Annotated in this window: 15 protein-coding genes; 5 read left to right on the forward strand and 10 right to left on the reverse strand. The window is 61.9% G+C overall.

What is annotated here, in order from left to right; translation table 11 throughout:
* Nucleotides 1-8: 8 nt before the first annotated feature.
* From ACSQ3F_RS05860 to ACSQ3F_RS05870, 3 genes are read right to left on the reverse strand one after another with little or no spacing between them, the layout of a single operon-like run.
* Nucleotides 9-737 carry a copper homeostasis protein CutC gene (locus tag ACSQ3F_RS05860; protein ID WP_436099361.1) on the reverse strand — a complete coding sequence of 243 codons (729 nt, stop codon included), beginning with the start codon at nt 735-737 and terminating at the stop codon, nt 9-11.
* Nucleotides 734-1,645 (reverse strand): ROK family protein, encoded by a 912-nt coding sequence (locus ACSQ3F_RS05865; RefSeq protein WP_436099362.1) that lies wholly within the window; start codon nt 1,643-1,645, stop codon nt 734-736. The genes ACSQ3F_RS05860 and ACSQ3F_RS05865 overlap by 4 nt, the downstream gene beginning before the upstream one ends.
* Nucleotides 1,642-3,012, reverse strand: coding sequence for an amidase (locus ACSQ3F_RS05870; RefSeq protein ID WP_436099363.1), 1,371 nt, complete (start codon nt 3,010-3,012; stop codon nt 1,642-1,644). Before ACSQ3F_RS05870 ends, ACSQ3F_RS05865 begins: the two co-directional genes overlap by 4 nt.
* A 173-nt stretch (nt 3,013-3,185) precedes the next feature.
* Between ACSQ3F_RS05870 and ACSQ3F_RS05875 the strand changes: the two genes are divergently transcribed.
* Genes ACSQ3F_RS05875 through ACSQ3F_RS05885 form a run of 3 tightly spaced genes read left to right on the forward strand, consistent with a single transcriptional unit; the run spans nt 3,186 to nt 5,757 of the window.
* Nucleotides 3,186-3,923 (forward strand): sulfate transporter family protein, encoded by a 738-nt coding sequence (locus tag ACSQ3F_RS05875; RefSeq protein ID WP_436099364.1) that lies wholly within the window; start codon nt 3,186-3,188, stop codon nt 3,921-3,923.
* Between the two features lie 53 nt (nt 3,924-3,976).
* On the forward strand, nt 3,977-4,621 hold the full coding sequence (locus ACSQ3F_RS05880) for a helix-turn-helix transcriptional regulator (RefSeq protein ID WP_436099365.1): 645 nt from the start codon (nt 3,977-3,979) through the stop codon (nt 4,619-4,621).
* Nucleotides 4,622-4,629: 8 nt separating this feature from the next.
* Nucleotides 4,630-5,757, forward strand: coding sequence for an aminotransferase class I/II-fold pyridoxal phosphate-dependent enzyme (locus ACSQ3F_RS05885; protein WP_436102051.1), 1,128 nt, complete (start codon nt 4,630-4,632; stop codon nt 5,755-5,757).
* A 17-nt stretch (nt 5,758-5,774) separates the two neighbouring features.
* Here ACSQ3F_RS05885 and ACSQ3F_RS05890 read toward each other — a convergent pair whose 3' ends face one another.
* The 7 genes from ACSQ3F_RS05890 to kdpF form a co-directional block, all read right to left on the reverse strand.
* The gene (locus tag ACSQ3F_RS05890; RefSeq protein WP_436099366.1) at nt 5,775-6,470 is read right to left on the reverse strand and encodes a response regulator transcription factor; all 696 of its coding nucleotides are present in this window, start codon (nt 6,468-6,470) and stop codon (nt 5,775-5,777) included.
* Nucleotides 6,467-9,175 carry a DUF4118 domain-containing protein gene (locus ACSQ3F_RS05895; protein ID WP_436099367.1) on the reverse strand — a complete coding sequence of 903 codons (2,709 nt, stop codon included), beginning with the start codon at nt 9,173-9,175 and terminating at the stop codon, nt 6,467-6,469. The genes ACSQ3F_RS05890 and ACSQ3F_RS05895 overlap by 4 nt, the downstream gene beginning before the upstream one ends.
* 65 nt (nt 9,176-9,240) lie before the next feature.
* The gene (gene kdpC, locus ACSQ3F_RS05900) at nt 9,241-9,810 is read right to left on the reverse strand and encodes a potassium-transporting ATPase subunit KdpC (protein WP_436099368.1); all 570 of its coding nucleotides are present in this window, start codon (nt 9,808-9,810) and stop codon (nt 9,241-9,243) included.
* Between the two features lie 12 nt (nt 9,811-9,822).
* Nucleotides 9,823-11,880, reverse strand: coding sequence for a potassium-transporting ATPase subunit KdpB (kdpB, locus tag ACSQ3F_RS05905; protein WP_436099369.1), 2,058 nt, complete (start codon nt 11,878-11,880; stop codon nt 9,823-9,825).
* Nucleotides 11,881-11,926: 46 nt separating this feature from the next.
* Nucleotides 11,927-12,079: a hypothetical protein gene (locus ACSQ3F_RS05910; RefSeq protein WP_436099370.1), complete on the reverse strand. Its 153-nt coding sequence runs from the start codon at nt 12,077-12,079 to the stop codon at nt 11,927-11,929.
* A gap of 25 nt (nt 12,080-12,104) precedes the next feature.
* Nucleotides 12,105-13,808, reverse strand: a complete 1,704-nt coding sequence (kdpA, locus tag ACSQ3F_RS05915; protein ID WP_436099371.1) for a potassium-transporting ATPase subunit KdpA — start codon at nt 13,806-13,808, stop codon at nt 12,105-12,107.
* Nucleotides 13,809-13,834: 26 nt separating this feature from the next.
* Complete coding sequence (kdpF, locus tag ACSQ3F_RS05920; protein WP_037103661.1) at nt 13,835-13,924, reverse strand: K(+)-transporting ATPase subunit F; 90 nt, start codon at nt 13,922-13,924, stop codon at nt 13,835-13,837.
* 594 nt (nt 13,925-14,518) lie between these two features.
* On the opposite strand from kdpF, the gene ACSQ3F_RS05925 reads away from it, so the two are divergent.
* Both ACSQ3F_RS05925 and ACSQ3F_RS05930 read left to right on the forward strand, forming a co-directional pair.
* On the forward strand, nt 14,519-18,181 hold the full coding sequence (locus ACSQ3F_RS05925) for a FecR domain-containing protein (protein WP_436099372.1): 3,663 nt from the start codon (nt 14,519-14,521) through the stop codon (nt 18,179-18,181).
* Nucleotides 18,181-20,172 carry a CHASE2 domain-containing protein gene (locus ACSQ3F_RS05930; RefSeq protein WP_436099373.1) on the forward strand — a complete coding sequence of 664 codons (1,992 nt, stop codon included), beginning with the start codon at nt 18,181-18,183 and terminating at the stop codon, nt 20,170-20,172. The genes ACSQ3F_RS05925 and ACSQ3F_RS05930 overlap by 1 nt, the downstream gene beginning before the upstream one ends.
* Nucleotides 20,173-20,230: the final 58 nt, after the last annotated feature.

A 20,230-nucleotide genomic window follows, 5' to 3' on the forward strand; every position in this document is an offset into this window, starting at 1 on the left:
TTTGGCAATCAGAGCGCGGCGGTCAGCCGCGCCTTCAGTTTGCGGACCACATCTGCATCCGTCCGCCTGAAACTCGGCGCAACAAAACCGAGCGACACCAGCCGCAGGTCATGAGCCGGCTTATCAAGCGAGCATGAGGAATGGACCTCGCTCACGGAAAGGCGAGACAGAAGTCCCTCGATCGTCTCCAGCGTTACGCCGGAACCCGGCATGATCGAGATGCGGCCGTTCGCAGCCGTCATGATCGATGCCAGCGCATCGACGCCGTCCGGAGCCCTTTTTGCCCCTCCCGATGTCAGGATGCGCTCGAAACCGAGAGCGATAGCGATATCGACCGCCTCGGCAAAATCCGGCACCAGATCGAAGGCGCGGTGCAGCGTGCATCCGAGCCCTGCGGCGTGCTCGACCAGCAGCCGCAATGTGGCCACATCCAGATTTCCATCGGAACGGCTCGCTCCGAGCACGACACCGGCAAGACCTGCTGCGCGCGCCGCCTCGATATCGCCGCGCATCACGCTGACATCGCCGGCATTGAACACGAAGTCGCCCGGCCGTGGCCGGATCATCGCATAGACGGGAATATCGAGTCTGGCCGCCAGCGCCATCAGACCCGGCGATGGCGTGAGACCACCGACGGAAAGGGCCGAGCACAGTTCGATGCGATCGGCGCCACCTTCGACGGCTGCCATGAGACCCGCTGCGTCCTCGACGCAAACTTCCAGAAGAATGTTCGTCATTGGAATTCTCCGCCAAGGCCGAGGATGGCAGCACCAATCAGGCCCGGCTCAATGCCGCATTCGCCGGGCACGACCAGGGGCCGGTCGAATTTCCGCAGGATGCGCGCACGCACGGCCTTGTCGATTCGCGCGATCAATGGCGTGACGTTGGCGAGGCCACCGCCGACCGGAACGATCGTTGCGCCGGTGATGTTGACCGTCAGCGCCAATGGCGAACTGATGAGGTCGACCAGTACATCGATGGTCCGCGCCGCCTCGGCGTCGCCAGCTTGCCAAAGCGTGGTGATCTCTTCGCTGGTCAGTGTCTTGCCGTGCAGGGTCAGGTGCAGGCGCTCCATGCCGCGGGCGCCGCCGATGGTATCGACGCAACCGCGCTGGCCGCAGCCGCAATCGAAGGCCGGGATCGCAACCGGTGGTGTGCCGGCTACGGAGGCGACCGCCGGACCGTGACCCCATTCGCCGGCGAAACCGCCATCCTCATTGATCAGCTTGCCGTCCACCACAAGTCCGCCGCCGACACCCGTGCCGAGAATGACGCCAAGCACGATCCGGTGGCCGTGGCCGGCACCGGCACCGGCCTCCGCCAGCGCGAAACAGTCCGCATCATTGGCGACGAGCACGGGCACGCCAAGAATATCGGAGAGCTCGGCAGAAAGCTTGCGCCCGTCGATGCAGGGAATATTGGCGCATTTGATCGCCTTGGTTTCCGGGTCGACGACGCCGGTGACCGATATGGCAATACGATCCTGCTTTCCGCCTGCTTCGTCGATCACCAGGCGAAGCGTTTCGGCAAAGGCATTGAAATCGTCAAGCGGCGTCGGCCGGCGGCCGAGCGGTTCTATTCGCTCCACCGAATGGGCGACGGCACCCTTGATGGCCGAGCCGCCAATGTCGAAACAGACGATCATGCGTCACCGCGGATGATGGCTTCCGCGGAAAGCGCCGCCGACAACAGGCGCTCATCCTCGTTGCGCTGACCGGACAGGAGAAAGCCGACCGGCATGCCGGCATCACCCGTACCGCAGGGAATGGAGACGCCGCAGCCATCGAGGAAATTGCCGATCGAAGTGTTGCGCAGGGTTTTGCCGTTGATCTTGAAAAACAGTTCGTCATCGGCAAGCAGTGGCGCGATCGGCGGTGCCTCATGCGGCAGGGTCGGATGCGCCATCAGTTCGCCCGGTTCGAGATTGTCGGCCAGCGCTGCGATCAGCCGCTCGCGCCCCTCGATAATCGCGACATAATCCGCCATGCCGATCTTTTCGCCAAGCCGGGTGCGCGCGACCACGCGCTGATCCATTCGGTCGGCGTCCGTGCCCTGAAGGCGCTCCTTGTGCAAGACGTAGGCCTCGGCGGTTACCAGCGCGCCATGACGCGCCATAAGTTCGAAAATCTCGGCAAAGATCGGGAAGGCTCGGCGCGTAACCCGCACTCCCGCCCTTTCAAGCCTCGAAATTGCAGCCTCGAACGCTGCAACAACACCCGCCTCGGCATCGTCGAACACGACGGTCTCCGGTATGACAAGCTTGAGGTCACGCAAGTCCGTCCGGCCGACATCTGGCGCCGTGCGGCCACGCATGGCGGCGTCGATCCAGATAGCGTCCTGCACCGTGCGGCAGAGCGGCCCGAGCGAATCGAGGCTTTTTGCCAGCGGGAAAACGCCCTGCATCGAATAACGGCCGCGCGTTGCCTTGTAGCCGACGATACCGTTGAATGCCGCGGGAATGCGGATCGAGCCGCCCGTGTCCGTGCCGATCGCGACAGGTACCAGCCCCGCGGCCACCGCCACCCCGGAACCCGCCGATGAGCCACCCGGAATACGCGGCACGTCGCGGGACGCCGCGTTGTGCGCCGTGCCGTAATGCGGATTGATGCCGAGGCCGGAAAAGGCGAACTCGCTCAGATTGGTTCGGCCGATGCTGACCATTCCCGCATCGGCGAGCGCCCTGACGACATCGGCATCGGCCTTTGCCGGCGCGCCCTCTACCAAGACGGCGGAGCCGGCTGTCGTCACCGTGCCTTTTGTGTCGAACAGGTCCTTCCATGCGACCGGAATACCATCGAGAAGACCGCGGGACCGGCCCGAGCGAATGCGTTCGCCCGATGCCTTCGCCTCCGCCAGCGCGCGCTCTTCCAGCAAAGCCGTGAAAATCGCCTGGTCCTGGTAGGCGGCTATTCTTTCCAGCGTTGTCTTTGCCAGTTCCACCGGGTCGCGGCTACCCGCCTGCAGCAGGACGGAAAGACCTGCAATCGATATGTTTCCGTCCACTCCATCCATCGCCATCTTCTCCAGAACTGCTTCAGCGGCGGCATCATATCGATGTGACACTCTGATTGGCAGCGCATTCCGCCTCCTTCACACATGATTTTCGCCACGGCCTTGCCCGGTCACGCCCGCCCGCCTACATGCCCAAGGCGGCAAAACGGCCGCTGACGGTACGGAGGTGACTGATGATATTCGACGCGGCGCGACTTTCCTTTGCCAATCTTTTTGCGCCGGAGACGCGCTCGGTATTCTGGAAAGTGTTGGGCCTGACGCTGCTGGCCCTTGTCGGACTTTGGCTGGCGCTGCGTGAACTCTTCATCTATCTCGCCTTGCCGTGGCTCGACGTGCTTATCCCCGGCACATCCGGCTGGGAGGGGTGGCTTGCCTTCGTCATCGGCATTTTTGCGAGCCTTGGCATCGCGCTGGCGCTGGCGCTGCTTCTGGCGCCGGTGACAGCATTGATTGCCGGCTTCTTTCTCGACGACGTGGCGGAGGTCGTCGAAAAAAGAGACTACCCGGCGGAACCGGCTGGCCGCCCCTTGCCACTGGGCGAAGCGATTGCCGGAACGATAAAGTTCCTCGGCGTGATCATTGCCGGCAACATCGTTGCGCTGTTCCTGCTGCTCGTCCCCGGCATCAACCTGATCGCGTTCTTTTTGGTCAACGGCTATCTGCTCGGTCGGGAATTCTTCGAGTTTGCCGCCATGCGCCATCGCTCGCCCGCAGAGGCGCGGCTGTTTCGCGCCAAGCATGCCGGCACCGTATTTTTGGCAGGCCTCATTCTCGCAGCCTTCCTTGCCGTGCCAATTCTCAATCTGCTGACGCCCCTCTTTGCCGCCGGCATGATGGTGCATCTTCACAAGAAGCTGTCCCAACGCGATCCGGCTTTTCGTCAGCAACTGAGTCAAGGCGCGATGTCCTAGTTTTTACAATTCGTCTATATTGACTAATTGTAAAACATGTTGAATAAGACTGTATGTCTCATCCATTGACGCCCTTCATCCCGGTCTGCGACGCGATCGCCACGCTGTTTTCACCCCATGTGGAAGCCGTTTTGCATGATCTCGATAGCGGACTGATTTTCCATATCGCCAATGCCTTCTCGAAGCGGCGCTCTGGCGACAGTTCGCTCAACGAGGCTGGCTTGGCATCCTCGCTCGAAGACGATGTGATCGGGCCCTATGGCAAATCCAATTGGGACGGCCGCCGGCTGAAGGCGATCACGGCGGTGTTGCGCGACGCCGATGGCAGGCCGATCGGGCTGCTCTGCATCAATCATGACATCGAAGCCTTTGCCGGCATCTTCGACCAGTTGAAATCGATGGTCGATATCGCCGCGCCCATGCCGAAGACATCGGCGCTCATGGCGGAAGATTGGCGCGAGGCGGTCAATTCGGTGATCGGCGACTTCCTTGGCACGCGCAGAGCCACGCTCGCGGGTCTCACCAGCGCGGACATGGACGAACTGATCGGCATGCTCGACGCGCGCGGGGTCTTTGCCATCCGCAAGGCCGTCCCCTATGTCGCCGAGATCCTGAAACTGTCGCGGGCGACAATCTACAACCGCCTTGGCGTCATCCGCCAGAAACTGGAAACCGCCAATCAAGGAGAACCGCGGTGACGAAGCCAATGCGTGATTTTGCGCTGGAAACCTATATGTCCAAGTGGGAGTTCGTCGCGAGATACAACATGACCGCCTCCGACGCCGAGAGCATGCGGCTGCCGGACCTGCTCGCCATGGCAAGCGACGAGGACCGCTTCGAGTTCGAGAATCTCAGCCTGGGCTATACCGAAACCTTTGGCGCGCCCGCACTCAGGCAGGAAATCGCCGGCACATACGAAACGGCCGGACCGGAAAACCTGATCTGTTTTGCCGGCGCAGAGGAGGCGATCTACATCGCGATGAAAGTCCTGCTGACCGCGGACGACCACGCAATCGTCATCACACCGAACTATCAGGCCGCCGAAACCCTTCCGCTCAGCATCTGCGCCGTTACCGGCGTGGCGCTCGATATGGACAACGACTGGAATCTCGAGATCGGCCGCATCGAAGCGGCGCTTCGGCCGAACACGAAGCTGATCTCGATCAACTTTCCCAACAATCCGACCGGCACGATTCCTCCGCGCGCGACCTTCGATGCTCTCATCGAGCTCTGCCGCAAGCACGGCATCTGGCTCTTCAGCGACGAAGTCTACCGGCTGATCGAAAAGGACGAGAGCCTGCGCCTGCCGCAAGCCGTCGATGTCTATGAGCGCGGCATCTCTCTCAACGTCATGTCGAAAGCCTATGGCCTGCCGGGCTTAAGGATCGGTTGGCTGGCATCCAGGGAGCGCGAATTTCTGGTACGCTGCGAGCGCTACAAGCATTTCCTGTCGATCTGTAATTCCGCGCCATCGGAAATCTTGGCGCGGATTGCGCTGAAGAACCGCGGTCAGATATTGGCCCGAACGCGGGGCATCGTCCGCAGCAACATAGCCCATCTGAACGCATTCTTCACAGAGTTCCCGCATCTGTTCGACTGGCGCGAGCCCGACGGGGGCTGCGTTGCCTTCATCCGTTATAAGGGCGCGGATGGCGTCGAAGAGTTTACCCGGCGCGTTGTCGAGGAAGCCGGCGTGTTCTTCCTGCCGTCGAGCGTCTATCGCTCGGACCTGACGCCCGTACCGGAAAACTGCCTGCGCATCGGGTTCGGGCGCGTGCATGTGCCGGAGGGGATCACGGCCTTACGCAACTGGCTCCAGCGCAACAGCGCCTAGCGACAAAGAGACGCTGGCTAAATATCGGCCTCGCGCAGCCGGTATCCGACACCTGTCTCGGTGGTGATGTATTGCGGCTGGTCGGGGCTCATTTCGATCTTCTGGCGAAGCTGGCGGACATAGACGCGCAGATATTGCACGTCGGCTGCATTGCCCCAGACCTGCTTCAGCAGAAACTGATGCGTAAGCACCTTGCCCGCGTGCTGCACCAGGATGCGCAGGATATCGTATTCCTTCGGCGACAGCTTCACCTCGCGGCCATCGACCTTGACGATGCGCTTGACCAGATCGACGGAAAGGCCGCCGGTCTGGAACAACGGTTTCTCGCCCTGCTGCTGCAGCCGGTGGCGCAGCGCCACGCGGATGCGCGCCACCAGTTCGTTCATGCCGAAGGGTTTCGTCACATAATCGTCGGCACCGAGTTCCAATGCCTTGACTATCCCGGCTTCGTCGGTCCGGCTCGACAGGATGACGATCGGCAGCGTCAGGCCCTCTTCACGCCAACCCCTCAGGAGATCGTGGCCCGGCATATCCGGCAGACCCAAGTCGAGCAGGATCAGATCGGGTTGCTCGATCCTCATCATTTCCTGTGCGGACCTGCCGTTGCCCGCTTCGCTGACGACATAGTCCTGCGTCGCCAGACCGACGCGCAGCAGCCGGCGAATGGGCGGCTCGTCGTCGACGACCAGGATTTTGACGGCCGAGAGGGTCATTTCATGTCCTTCAGATTGGGCGCATCCGGCAAGAGCGGCAGACTGACGGTGAAGACGGCGCCGGAGCGGTCCGTCCTGTTCTCGGCGGCGATCGTTCCGCCCATTGCCTCGACGAAGCCCCGGCAGATCGACAGGCCAAGCCCGGTTCCGGCCCGGACGTGATCACCCTTGCGCACCCGGTAGAACGTATCGAAGACGCGCTCCAGATCACCGGGAGGAATGCCCGGCCCCTCATCGGAAACACGCACGAAAACGCGCTCGCCATTGCTTTCCGCCTGCACCCGGACAATCGAGCCCTCCGGCGCATATTTGGCGGCGTTGTCGAGCAGATTGAAAAGCACCTGCTCGAACAGAACCGGATCCACCCTGACCATGGGCAAATCGGCGGGAACGCGAACATCGACCTCGTGATGAGCCAGAATCTTCCCCGCCCGGCGCAATGCGCTGCCGGTGATATCGCCGATATAGTGGAAAGCCGCATTCGGCTCCATCGCGCCGGATTCAATCCGGGTCATGTCGAGAAGGTTGGCGATGAAACGGTTCAGCCGCTCCGATTCGTCCGTCACCGTCGTCAAAAGCTCGGCGCGATCTTCCTCCGGCAGAGCGGACTGGTAGTCCCGCAGGGTGCCAGCCGCGCCCATGATCGCGGCGAGCGGCGTTTTCAGATCATGCGAGATCGAGGTCAGCAGCGCCGAACGGAGCTTGCCGGCTTCCTCGGCCAGCCGCGCATTGTCGACATCGGCGACAAGCTGGACACGTTCGATGGCAAGCGCCGCCTGATCGGCCAGCGCATCGAGCAGGCGCTGCTGTTCCGGCGTGAGCAGCGGCCCCTGCCGGTCGTTGTCGAGACCGATGACGCCAATGGCGGCGCGCGCGGTGCGCAGCGGCACGTAGAGCCGCTTGGCGCCCGGAAGCGTGTCAGCGCCGCGTCCGGCAGCGCGATTGTGTTCCCAGGCCCAGCGCGCCGCGGCGATATCGGCATCATCCAGCGTGTCGTCCGGCGGATAGCCGGCTTTCACCGCAATCGTCCCGTCTTCCGGGAGAAGCAGCACGACGCGTACCTTCAGCATGGAGGCGAGCTGAAATGCCGTTGCCCAGAGCACGTCATCCAGCGTGCCTGTGCCGGCCAGCTTCTTGCTGAAAAGATAGAGGTCCTCGGTGGTACGGGCGCGCAGGCGTGCCGCGGCCGCCTGACGCTGCACGCTCGCCGTCAGATTGCTGGCGACGATGGCCACCACGAAGAAAAAAACGAAGGCGACGACGCTTTCCGGATCGCCGATCACGAATGTGTAAAGCGGCGGAAGGAAGAAGAAGTTCAAGGCGAGCGCGCCGATAACGCTGGCGTAGAGAGCTGGCTTCAGCCCTTCCGTTACCGCCGTCGTCAGAACCGCCATCAGAAAGACCAGCGCGATGTTGCGCACATCGAGAGATTGGTCAAGCAGAAAGCCCACACCCAGCGCGCAGCCGACATAGAGTGTCGCAAGCACATAGGGCCGGATCTTGAACTGCACCGGCACCGGTGCCGTCTTGACGCCGGTTGCGACCGGATCGCCCTCGCGGTCATCCCCAGTAATGACATGGACGCTGATATCCCCTGCACTGCGGATGAGCTTGTCGGTCACCGAACCCTGGAGCCACTGCCGCCAGCGAGATTTTTTGGGGCTGCCTACAATTATATGTGTGACATTGCTTGCCGCTGCGTGGCGCACGATTTCCTCGGCCTCATCGGAGCCCGGCCGGGTGATTGCCTCGCCGCCCAGATGTCCAGCAAGACGCAGGGTCGCTGCGATCCTGTCCCGCGCCGCCTCGGAAAGATGTACTGACCGTGCGGTCTCCACATAGAGCGCCACCCATGGCGCACGCAGGCGGTCGGCAAGCCGGGCGGCATACCGGACGAGCGATGCGCAACGCGGATGATCGTCGATGCAGACAAGCACGCGGTCGCCGGCCGCCCAGGGACCGGATATGGCATGCGCCTGCATGTGGGTCAGCAACTGCTCGTCAACCCGTTGGGCCGTGCGCCGCAGGGCGAGTTCGCGCAGGGCCGTCAGGTTTCCGGGCGAAAAATAGTTCTCGAGCGCCCGTTGCGCCGTCTTCGGCACATAGACTTTGCCGTCATGCAGCCGCTTGATCAGGTCGTCCGGCGTCAGGTCGATGATTTCGACGTCGTCGGCCCGATCGATGATCGAATCGGGAACCGTTTCGCGCACCCTGATGCGGGTGATCTGGGCGACGACGTCGTTCAGGCTTTCGACATGCTGGATGTTGAGCGTCGAATAAACATCGATGCCGCGCAAGAGCAGTTCCTGCACATCCATGTAGCGCTTGGGATGGCGGCTACCCGGCGTATTGGTATGCGCCAGTTCGTCGACGAGGACGAGGGCGGGACGCCGGGCGAGAATGGCGTCGATATCCATTTCCTCGAGATGACGGCCCTTGTATTCGACGCTTGAGCGCGGGATGACCTCCAGGCCATCGACCAACGCTTGGGTTTCCTGGCGGCCATGGGTCTCGACCACACCGACGACGACATCGACACCGTCCGCCTTTCGCGCATGGGCGGAGGTGAGCATTTCATAGGTCTTGCCGACACCCGGCGCTGCGCCCAGAAAAACTTTCAGGCGGCCACGAGTTTCACGCTCCGCCCGCTGTAAAAGCGCATCCGGTGATGGCCTGCCATCCATGTCGCGGCTGTCGTCTCGCATAAAGCGTTCAGTCTTTCTCCGTCTCGGACGAAAAGCAGCCAAATGCCGCTCTCCGTCCGGCACCATCAGGGCGAGACAGCTTTATCAAGCGCCATGTTCAACGCCAAGACGTTGACGGCCGGTTCGCCGAGAATACCGAGTTCGCGAGCCTCGACGGCCCGATCGACCAGCGCGCGGACTTGACCTTCGTCCATGCCGCGAGCCTTGGCGACGCGCGGCACCTGGAAATAGGCCGCTTCCGGCGTGATATGCGGATCCAGGCCGCTGCCCGACGCGGTGACCAGATCCATCGGAACGGCAGCATCAGGATTGGTGGCATTCAAGACTTCGGCTTCCGTCTTGATCCGGTCAAGCAATTTCGAATTGGTCGGGCCTAGATTGGAGCCGCTGGACGCGGCCGCATTGTAACCATCGCCGGCAGCGGAGGGGCGGCCGTGGAAATAGGTGTCGCCTGAAAAGACCTGACCGATCAGCGTCGAGCCGACGACGGTTCCATCCTTTTCGACGAGGCTGCCATTGGCCTGATGCGGGAACAGAGCCTGGGCGATGCTCGTCATACCGAGCGGATAGACAAGACCGGTGATGACCGTGATGGCGACGATCATGACGAGGGCTGGTCTCAGTTGTTTCAACATGGGTGAATTCCTTTAAACGAGGCCAAGGGCGGTGATGGCCACATCGATGGCCTTGATGCCAATGAACGGCACGATCACGCCGCCGAGGCCGTAGATGAGCAGGTTGCGCGACAGCAGGGCGCCGGCGCCGACGGCACGATATTTCACGCCCTTCAGCGACAGCGGGATCAGCGCCACGATGACCAGCGCGTTGAAGATGATCGCCGACAGGATGGCGCTTTGCGGCGAGGCGAGCCCCATGACGTTCAGCGCCGATAGTTGCGGATAGAAGGCCAGGAACATCGCCGGGATGATGGCGAAATACTTGGCGATGTCGTTGGCGATCGAGAAGGTGGTCAGCGCGCCGCGGGTCATCAGGAGCTGCTTGCCGATCTCGACGATTTCGATCAGCTTCGTCGGGTCCGAATCCAGATCGACCATGTTGCCGGCTTCGCGGGCCGCCACCGTGCCGGTGTTCATCGCCACGCCGACATCGGCCTGGGCGAGTGCCGGGGCATCGTTGGTGCCGTCGCCGCACATGGCTACGAGCTTGCCCTTCGCCTGTTCTTCGCGGATCAACGTCAGCTTGTTCTCCGGTGTCGCCTGGGCAAGGAAGTCGTCGACGCCGGCTTCCGCCGCGATCGCTGCTGCGGTCATAGGGTTGTCGCCGGTGATCATCACGGTGCGGATGCCCATGCGGCGCAGCTCGGCGAAACGCTCGCGGATGCCGCCCTTGACGATATCCTTCAGGTGCACGACGCCCATCAGACGGCTGTCGCGGACAACGGCGAGCGGCGTGCCGCCGGACTTGGCGATCTCGTCGGCGATGGCCTGGATTTCGCGCACGGTTTCCGGACGCGCCGAGGCGCCGAGCCCGCCGACGTAACTCAGCACGGCGTCCACCGCACCCTTGCGGATCGACGAGCCCTCAATATCGACGCCGCTCATGCGGCTCTGCGCCGTAAAGGGTACGAAGTGGGCGTGCAACTGCGCCATGTCGCGCGCACGGATGCCGTATTTCTCCTTGGCGAGGACGACGATGGAGCGGCCTTCGGGGGTTTCGTCGGCCAGCGATGCCAGCTGCGCGGCATCGGCCAGTTCCCGCTCCGATACGCCTGCGACCGGGCGCAGCTCGGTTGCCTGGCGGTTGCCGAGCGTGATCGTGCCGGTCTTGTCGAGAAGCAGCGTATCAATGTCGCCGGCTGCTTCGACCGCGCGGCCCGACATGGCGAGCACGTTGAAGCGCACCAGGCGGTCCATGCCGGCAATGCCGATGGCCGAGAGAAGCGCGCCGATCGTCGTCGGGATCAGCGTCACGAACAGGGCAACGAGAACGATGACCGGGATGGCGCCGCCGGCATAGGTGGCAAAGCTCGGAATCGTCGCAACGGCAAGCACGAAGATCAGCGTCATGCCGGCGAGAAGGATGTTCAGCGCGATCTCGTTCGGGGTCTTCTGGCGCTCTGCCCCTTCGACCAACGCGATCATCCGGTCGATGAAGGTCGAGCCGGCGGCGGCGCTGATGCGCACCCGGATCCAGTCCGACAGGACCTGCGTGCCGCCGGTGACGGCCGAGCGGTCGCCGCCGGATTCGCGGATGACAGGAGCCGATTCGCCGGTGATCGCAGCTTCGTTGACGGAGGCGACGCCTTCGATAACTTCGCCATCCGACGGGATGATGTCGCCGGCCTCAACGAGAACGATATCGCCAACCTTGAGGCTGGTGCCGGAAACCATCTTGTAGCTCTTGAGATCGCTGCCCGTCAGCAGCTTCGCCTGTGTTTCGGTGCGCGTCTTGCGCAGCGAATCCGCCTGCGCCTTGCCGCGTCCTTCAGCGACGGCTTCGGCGAAATTGGCGAAAAGCACCGTGAACCAGAGCCAGATATTCAGCTGCAGTGAGAAGCCGAGGCCTTCGCCACCGGTGACGAGATCGCGCAGGAACAGGATGGTCGTCAGCGTCGAGACGACGGCGACGACGAACATCACCGGGTTTTTCGCGAGCGTGCGCGGGTTGAGCTTGGCAAAGGCCGAGCCAATCGCGGGAATGAGGATGCGAGAGTCCATGAGGCTCGCAGATTTGGACTGGCTCATGAGAGAACTCCAGTTTCTTTTGTTTGTGACATCACGGCGACGGCGGTCAACCGCGGAACAATTCGGTGAAGGCAAGGGCGAGACCGGTCGCCACCAAGAGGACCAGCATCATCGCTAGGACAATATCGGTAGCCGGCGTTCCGGGAGCCCCTCGCGGCGGGTCGCCGTCGCGAGGGTGAAGGAGCTTTCCGAACGTCATCAAGGGGCGATCCATGATCATCGGCCTAGAATGTCTGCCCGGCGATCATTGCCAGGTGCTCGACGATCGGGCCGAGCGCAAGCGCCGGGAAGAAGGTGAGACCACCGACAATCAGGATGACGCCGCAGAGCAGGCCGACGAACAGCGAACCGTCGGTCGGGAAGGTGCCGGCCGAGGCAGGAACCGTCTTCTTCGTCACCAGAGAGCCTGCGATGGCAAGCGCCGGGATGATCACCAGGAAGCGGCCCATCAGCATGGCGATACCGATCGTGATGTTGTACCAGGGCGTGTTACCGGTGAGCCCGCCGAAGGCCGAGCCGTTGTTGGCGGCCGCCGACGTATAGGCATAAAGGATCTCCGAGAAGCCGTGCGGGCCGGGGTTGCCGATCGAAGCGACGCCCGTTGGCAGGAGGACGGCGATCGCGGTAAAGATCAACATGGCCGTCGGCAGGATGAGGATGGCGAGAACGGCCATCTTGACCTCCTTGGCCTCGATCTTCTTGCCGAGATATTCCGGCGTCCGTCCGACCATCAGGCCGGCGACGAAGACAGCAAGAACGACGAACAGCAGGATGCCGTAGAAGCCCGCGCCGACACCGCCGACGATGACTTCGCCAAGCTCCATATTGATCAGCGGAATAAGGCCGCCGAGCGCTGTAAAGCTGCCATGCATGGCATTGACCGCACCGCAGGAGGCGGCTGTCGTGATAACCGCAAACAGCGACGAGAGCGCGATGCCGAAGCGCACTTCCTTGCCTTCCATATTGCCGCCTTCGAGGCCCATGGCATGGACCAACGGATTGCCCGCCGCTTCAGCCCAATAGGTCACAACGACGCCGACGACGAAGAGCACGCCCATCGTCGCGAAGATCGCCCATCCCTGGCGCTGGTTTCCGACCATGCGGCCGAAAACGTTGGTGAGGCCCCCGCCGATAGCAAAGATCGTCACCATCTGGATGAGGTTGGAGATCGCATCCGGATTTTCGAAGGGATGCGCCGAGTTGGCATTGAAGAAGCCGCCGCCGTTCGTGCCAAGCATCTTGATGGCAAGCTGCGAGGCGACCGGACCAAGTGCGATCGTCTGCGGCGCACCCTCGATCGTCGTTGCCGTCACATAGGCACCCAACGTCTGCGGCACGCCGAGATAGACGTAGACAAGGGTCAGAACGATGCAGGCGGGGAGCAGGATGTAGAGCGTCGTTCTGGTCATATCGACCCAAAAATTACCGATCGACTTGCCCGACGCCCGCGCAAAACCGCGAATGAGCGCGACGGCGATGGCAATACCAGTCGCGGCCGAGGCAAAATTCTGCACGGTCAAACCGGCCATCTGCACGAGATAGGACATCGTGCCTTCGCCGCCGTAGTTCTGCCAGTTGGTGTTGGTCATGAAGCTGGCGGCAGTGTTGAACGAAAGCTCGGGGCCGACCGCCGTCATGCCGGCGGGATTGAACGGCAGGGAACCTTGAAAGCGCTGCAGCAGATAGAGAATGAAGAAACCGGCGAGATTGAACAGCAGGAGCGCGAAGGCATAGCTCGTCCAATGCTGCTCTTCCTTTTCGCTGGTTCCGGAGAGCCGGTAAAGGGCGCGTTCGATCGGGACGAAGAGCGGCGACAAAAGCGTGCGCTCGCCGTTGAAAACGCGCGTCATATAGGCGCCGAGCGGCTTGACGAGCAAAATGACGATCCCGCAGAAGATGAGGATCTGGATCCATCCGTTGAGTGTCATAAGAATAACTTTCAAAACCCGGGCGTTTAAAATCGCTCAGGGCGAATGAGGGCGTAGGTCAGATAGGCGAGGAGAAACACGGTCACGCCGGCTCCGAGCACATAATCGACAAGCATTTCTCTGATCCTTCGAATTAAAGACGGTCGCAGGCGTTGGTGTAGGTAAACGACAGCGCGAAAAACAAAACGCCGATCCCGATCAAGACAATATCCATCATCGATCCAGGCTCCTTTTGTTGAGGTTCAACTATCCCTCTTCTTCAAAGGGGGAGGTGACGCGAAAGAGGCCCCGTCCGATCTTGCTCAGCACAAGATCCGGGGCCCGAAGTCCACGCTCACCATGCTGCCGAACCGCATAAGGGTTCGAGACGGGCCGCCAAGGAGAGAAATAAAAATTTCATAGGGATTTTGCGAGTTTGATCAGGCGGCAGAACCGGACGGTGGAGACCATGGTCCAGGCGGCGATTTTCACCTGGTGGCAGAACGACGCCCTGCTCTTTGATTGTCGTTTGAATAGAGCGCGGCTCTTGAACGTCTTGCAAAAGCTGCAACCGATCTTTCCGCATGTATCGTCAAGGACACTCGCCAGCGTTGTATTGTGTTTCTCTATTCCGACACTCCTCCTGCAAAGCAACGCGAACGCGCCCGTCCGGCTTGACTTTTGGGGCGGTCAAATCCAGTGATCATCTGTGCATTGTTTGGGGAAACTGCATGAAATACGCATCCGCGGGGGTTGCCTTGGGGGCGCTCTGTCTCGCCCTGCCGGCGCAGGCGGACCCTTTGCCTCGCCCGCTTCCCGCCGCCGGATCGGTGATCGCCCGCAAATCCGGCGAGGAAGTGCGTTTCGTCGATGTCTCCAACTGGCGTTATGTCGACCTGCAGCAGGATCTGCTGACCGGCGACGTGCTGCGCACCAACGCCACTGGCCAACTCGCCGTCCTGTTTTCCGACCGGACTCAGGTCCGCCTCGGTCGCAATACGTCGCTTCTCGTCAAGCAGATGGGTGGCAGCGGCGACACCGGGCTCGAACTGCAGTCCGGCACGATCTGGGCCCGTGCCGAGCGCGGCGGCCAGGGTGTAGTCATCGATACGCCGGCCGCAGCAGCCGCTATTCGCGGCACCGACTGGACGATGACTGTCGGCGCCGACGGCAAGACCTCGCTGATCGTGCTGGAAGGGCTGGTGGAGCTCAGCAACGCCTATGGCAGCGTCCAGGTGGCGCAAGGGGAAGGCGCCGTTGCCGCGATCGGCAAGGCACCCTCGAAGATCATCATCGTCAAGCCGAAGGACAGGGAACAGATGCTGTTCAACCTGTCACTGCGGAGTGCCTTCCAGTGGATGCCGGCAACGCCGCTGATCGTACCGCAGATGCGCTCCGAGCGAAGCCGTATCGAAATGGAGGAAGCCAGCACACGCTCGGCGGCGGATTGGCTGAGCCTGTCGGAAATCTATCTCGCGCTCGATGGAAAGCAGAAGGCAAAGGCTGCGCTCGATGAGGCGCGCCTTCGAGGTCTGCGCGGCGCCCAGGTCGCGCGTGCGGATCTGCTCGAGGCGCTGATCGCCGGCTCCGAGAACCGTTATAAGGATGCGGCTACGCTGTTTGAAAAGGCCAGGCCAGGGCTTGATGCCAAGCGCCGCGCCATCGCTGCCTATGGCGGTTATTTTGCCCGGTCTCTTGCGGACCCCAACCACGTCGAAGAACCGCCGACCGTGGCCAACAGCAGTTATGCGGTCATGGCGAAGGCCTGGAGCGCCGGCTTTCGCAAGGACATTCCAGCAGCGCTTGCAACCATTAAGGAGGGTGAGCGTGCCGCGCGAAATGACCCGACGCTGCCGGGCGCCCGAGCGCTGGTCGGTCTCCTGCTTGCCGATGAAGAGGAGATTGTCAGCGGTTTTGAACAAGCATTGGCAATCGACCCCGAAGATCCGACGGGGCTGGAAGCACGGGCGAACTACAAGCTCCATATTTTGAACGACAGACAAGGTGCGCTCGATGATTTGAACCGTGCGTTGAAAACGGCGCCCGGCTCCAGCGCCATCTGGGACGCTATCGGCTTTGTTCAAAGTGACCTCGATGCCAACAGGGAAGCTGAAGCCGCCTACAAAAAAGCGATCGAGCTCGACCCACTCGACCCGGTCAGTCACGCCAATCTCGCCTCTCTCTATCTCATCGAAATGCGCATGGCCGAGGCTAAGCGCGAGATAGACGAAGCATTGGAGATCGACCCGTCCTTCGATATCGCGCTGGTGGCACGCGGCCGCTACTATCTACAATCCGGCGAGATGGACAAGGCGGTGGAGGACCTGCTGGCGGGCTCGACCGCCAATCCGGGCTATTCCCAGGCGCAACTGCTGCTGGCCGCTGCCTACTACGAAAAGGGCGATCGGGTGCCCGCCGCGCAGGCGCTGGACAATGCCGAGCGGCTCGATCCCAACGATCCGGTCATCCCAGTCGTCCGCACGGCGATCGCCATCGATGAATATGATTCCGATGCTGCAATCCGTTACGCGCAGGAGATCATGCGCCGCACGCGCGCGCAGGGTGGCGATTTCGCACCGCTTGGCGCCAATCAGGAGGCTGGCTCGACGCTCAACGACGCCTTCCGCCTGCAGGGGCTCGATGCATGGGGGCAGTATTACGGTGACGCAGTGTTCGATGCCTTTACCGGATCGAGCTATGTCGACCAGGCGGTCCGCGGCAGCGTCAATCCGTTCGTGAATACATACAGTTACGACAATACGTCCATCGTCAATAGCTCGAACGAGGCGTCGTTTTCGGCGTTCTTTCAGGGGCTGTTGCTCGAACCGCATATGCTGGCCAGCCGCGAGCGGACCGCAAATCTTGCCCAGATGCCGTTTTTCGAGGCCGTGCTCGGCGGCGGCGTCACTGTCGATAGCGAAAACACCGGATGGAACGCGGAGGCCGAGATACGGGCGTTGACGCTTTCACCTTACCCAATCAGTTTCTACGGCAATCTCCAGTGGAGCGAGCCGAAGGATTCGCTCGATGTCGGCAGCGGGCTGACGCTTGAAAGAGAAATCGATATTATCGGGGGCAACGGGTATTTTTCGCAATCTCCCACTCCTGACGATCGCATAGTCGCCTATCTTAACTACGCTTCCTCTGATGAGCTTCAAAACATCGCCGGACTGCCGCCCTTGTTCGCACGCAGCGATGGCTTCGACGTTTCACAGCTGACCACAGGTCTCGGATGGAGCCACACGTTTGGCTATCGCAATGTCGCGAATGCCGCCCTGTTCTACACCGATCAGAAAACCACATCCCGCAACGATGCAACGTATGTGGATATCCTTGTCACGCCCTTGGGCGACGTATCTGTTCCACGCAGGACCATTCTCGTCGATGATCGCAGTCAAAAAAGCTACATGGCCACACTCAGCCATACGTATGGCGATGGCGATCTAACGTGGCGGTACGGCGTTGAAGGCGGCTTGGTGAAAGCACCCTCAGAGACAACGGTTTACGACTACTTTCCATATTTTCCCGGCGTCCCGGCGACTTCAATATCTGCACCCGCATCGGAGACTTCAACGCTGGTTCGCGCCTATATCGATGCGCTTTATGAGATAACGCCTGACCTCAAGGCCGAAGGCGCGCTTTTCGGCCGGTACGTCAACGGGGATAGCGAAAACATCGCGCGGCTGGAACCACGTCTTGGCCTCGCCTGGGCTCCCGCCGATGGGCACTGGCTGCGCGCTGCCTTCCTAAGGCAGGGTGATGATTTTGAGACCGCGACACTCTCGCCAATCGGTATCGTTGGTCTTCAAACGAACCAAACTGACGTGGCATCGACGGGGTATATGGATACCTTCGCCTTGCGATGGGACGCGGAATGGTCAGATCGTGTATTCACCGCGATCGACTATCAGCATCAGGAATTGAAAGATCTATCGGTCACGTTGCCTCTCTCCAACTCGGCGCTGATCGTAGCGGATGGCCGCATTGACCGCGTTGCCATGACCGCAAACATCGCACTCGGCCACGGTTTCGGGCTCTCGGCGACAGCAGCCTATACCGATTCTGAAAATCGCGACCCGACCGCAGGACCGGTCGGGGGTCCGATACCTTTCATTCCGGACAAGACGGGACAGGTCGCCCTGACCTGGGTCAATACTGCCAACATCAAGGCGACACTGGCCGCGAACTATGTCGGCGAGCGCGTCGTACCCGGAGTTGGCCTGCCGGTGGACAACTACTGGACCCTGGATGCCGCGTTGATATGGGAGCCTTTTGACAAGCATGTGGAAGTGGAGCTTGCCGCCTTCAATCTTCTCGATGAGGATTTCAACCTAGCACCTGGCATTCCCGGCTGGGGACCGACCTTCAAGGGAACGGTGAAAGTGCGTTTCTGATGGCGGTACTCAAAGCGCTTAGCCGGCATACAGGCGCCCCTTCGACCGAAACAGCCGCCGGGCGCGTTCGGCGGCGGCGCAACCGGCTCGGCCTGCTCGCAGCCCTCACCGTCGCCGTTCTCTCCTTCGCCTCGCTAACCTCCCCCTTCTCGCTCGTCGAACTGCGCAGCTTCGACTATCTCTCCACCTTCGCGCCACCGCCGCTGCCGAAGGACGGGCCGGTGGTCGTGGCGATCGACGAGCCGTCCATGGCAGAGATCGGCAGCCAGTGGCCCTGGCCGCGCGCGCTGCACGCGCGGCTGATCGAAGCGCTGCGCGGAGCCGGTGCGAAAGCCATCGGCGTCGATATCATCTTTGCCGAACCTTCAGCCGCGCCGGAAAACGATGCCGCCCTTGCGGCGGCGGCCGGCCCCGACGTCGTGCTCGCGGGCGACGAGACGCTGATTAAGACGCCGCAGGCCGATCAATTCGTGCGGACGGAACCGCTGGCTCAGTTTGTCGAACGCGGCGCAAAGACCGGGATCGCATCGGTGCAATTGAGCGGCGACGGCACGTTGCGGCAGGTTCCGGCCTATGCGGACGGCTTTGCAGCGCAACTTGCACAGACCGCCGGACGGCAGGAAAAGGCGCGGTCTGGACCAGCACTGCTCCAGATGTTTGGGCCGGCACGAACCTATCCGACTGTATCCTATTATCAGGCGCTCGACCCCGGCCAGTTCCTGCCGGACGGTTTCTTTCGCGACCGCGTCGTCATCGTCGGCCTCAGCCTGCAGAATGCACCAACCCTCCAGGCCGGTGGCGCGGACGCGTTTGCGACATCGTTTACGGTGCATACCGGCCAACTGATCGCCGGGGCCGAGATCCAGGCGACGATCTTCGACAACATCACCGAAGGTCTGTTCATCGAAAGGGCCGGGCGTCCGATCGTGATTGCCGCAATTGCCTTTGGTGCATTGCTGGCGGCCATCATGGTCTTTCGTTCGACCGGTTGGCTGACGGCGGCCCTCAGCGTCTTGGTCCTGCTCCTTTTTGCGGCTGCGAGCTACGCGCTGCTGAGGCTAGGTCACGTCTTCGTGTCCCCGTTCGGCCCGGTATTGTCCTATATCTGCGTCGTCGCAGGTCAGACCGGGCTCGATTATGCCGCAGAGCGGCGCAGTCGCCGTGACATCACACGCGCCTTTTCGCGTTACCTTTCCCCGGCACTGGTCGAGCGCCTTGCCAACGATCCGTCACAGCTGAAACTCGGCGGCGAGCGGCGGACGCTGACCATTCTTTTCTGCGATGTGCGCGGCTTCACCACGATTTCCGAAACGTTGAAAGATGATCCCGAGCAGCTCACGGCCCTGATCAACAGGCTGCTCACGCCGCTTTCGGAAATCGTCCTCGAAAGCGGCGGCACGATCGACAAATATATCGGCGACTGCCTGATGGCCTTCTGGAACGCGCCGCTCGACGATCCGGACCATGCCAGCCATGCGGTGGGAGCTGCGATGCACATGCTGGAGGCGATCGAGACGCTCAATGCCGAGCTGCGCCAGGAAGCGGAAGGCGATAGCAGCAAGCCGCATGTGCTGAGGATCGGCATCGGCATCAACACAGGAGACTGCGTCGTCGGCAATATGGGCTCGTCGCGGCGCTTCGACTATTCGGTGCTCGGCGATTCCGTCAATCTCGCCTCGCGGCTCGAAGGCGAATCGAAGAATTACGGCGTGCCGCTGCTGATCGGCGAGCAGACGGCACGGCTGAGCGCAGCCGATTTCACCAGCGCCGAACTCGACAGCATCACCGTAAAGGGGAGAACCGCGCTGTCGCCGATCTTCACGATCCTGCAGCCCGCGCCCGCGCCGCAGGCTCTGGCGAACCACAAGCAGCTGCTTGCCGCCAAGTACGCCGGAACGCTGCATGCGCAGGATCCGGCCCTCGATCAACTCGAACGGGCGATTCCGCAGCTTGGCGGCTACTACCGTCTGCTGCGATCGCGTCTCACCTGACAGGGCAGGTCGCCCGCTTGACGTATCCCGACGAGGTCGGGTCTCGCCCGCCCGTCGC

The sequence above is a fragment of the Pararhizobium sp. LjRoot238 genome, from assembly GCF_964252955.1.
Taxonomy (GTDB): domain Bacteria; phylum Pseudomonadota; class Alphaproteobacteria; order Rhizobiales; family Rhizobiaceae; genus Pararhizobium.

Bases quoted from the DNA above. Each gene is read 5' to 3' on its own strand.
- kdpA (WP_436099371.1), bottom strand. From the start codon at position 13,808: ATGACACTCAACGGATGGATCCAGATCCTCATCTTCTGCGGGATCGTC.
- ACSQ3F_RS05925 (WP_436099372.1), top strand. From the start codon at position 14,519: ATGAAATACGCATCCGCGGGGGTTGCCTTGGGGGCGCTCTGTCTCGCC.
- kdpF (WP_037103661.1), bottom strand. From the start codon at position 13,924: ATGCTTGTCGATTATGTGCTCGGAGCCGGCGTGACCGTGTTTCTCCTC.
- kdpC (WP_436099368.1), bottom strand. From the start codon at position 9,810: ATGTTGAAACAACTGAGACCAGCCCTCGTCATGATCGTCGCCATCACG.
- ACSQ3F_RS05875 (WP_436099364.1), top strand. From the start codon at position 3,186: ATGATATTCGACGCGGCGCGACTTTCCTTTGCCAATCTTTTTGCGCCG.
- ACSQ3F_RS05930 (WP_436099373.1), top strand. From the start codon at position 18,181: ATGGCGGTACTCAAAGCGCTTAGCCGGCATACAGGCGCCCCTTCGACC.
- ACSQ3F_RS05890 (WP_436099366.1), bottom strand. From the start codon at position 6,470: ATGACCCTCTCGGCCGTCAAAATCCTGGTCGTCGACGACGAGCCGCCC.
- ACSQ3F_RS05895 (WP_436099367.1), bottom strand. From the start codon at position 9,175: ATGCGAGACGACAGCCGCGACATGGATGGCAGGCCATCACCGGATGCG.
- ACSQ3F_RS05870 (WP_436099363.1), bottom strand. From the start codon at position 3,012: ATGGATGGAGTGGACGGAAACATATCGATTGCAGGTCTTTCCGTCCTG.
- ACSQ3F_RS05880 (WP_436099365.1), top strand. From the start codon at position 3,977: ATGTCTCATCCATTGACGCCCTTCATCCCGGTCTGCGACGCGATCGCC.
- ACSQ3F_RS05885 (WP_436102051.1), top strand. From the start codon at position 4,630: ATGCGTGATTTTGCGCTGGAAACCTATATGTCCAAGTGGGAGTTCGTC.
- kdpB (WP_436099369.1), bottom strand. From the start codon at position 11,880: ATGAGCCAGTCCAAATCTGCGAGCCTCATGGACTCTCGCATCCTCATT.
- ACSQ3F_RS05910 (WP_436099370.1), bottom strand. From the start codon at position 12,079: ATGACGTTCGGAAAGCTCCTTCACCCTCGCGACGGCGACCCGCCGCGA.
- ACSQ3F_RS05860 (WP_436099361.1), bottom strand. From the start codon at position 737: ATGACGAACATTCTTCTGGAAGTTTGCGTCGAGGACGCAGCGGGTCTC.
- ACSQ3F_RS05865 (WP_436099362.1), bottom strand. From the start codon at position 1,645: ATGATCGTCTGTTTCGACATTGGCGGCTCGGCCATCAAGGGTGCCGTC.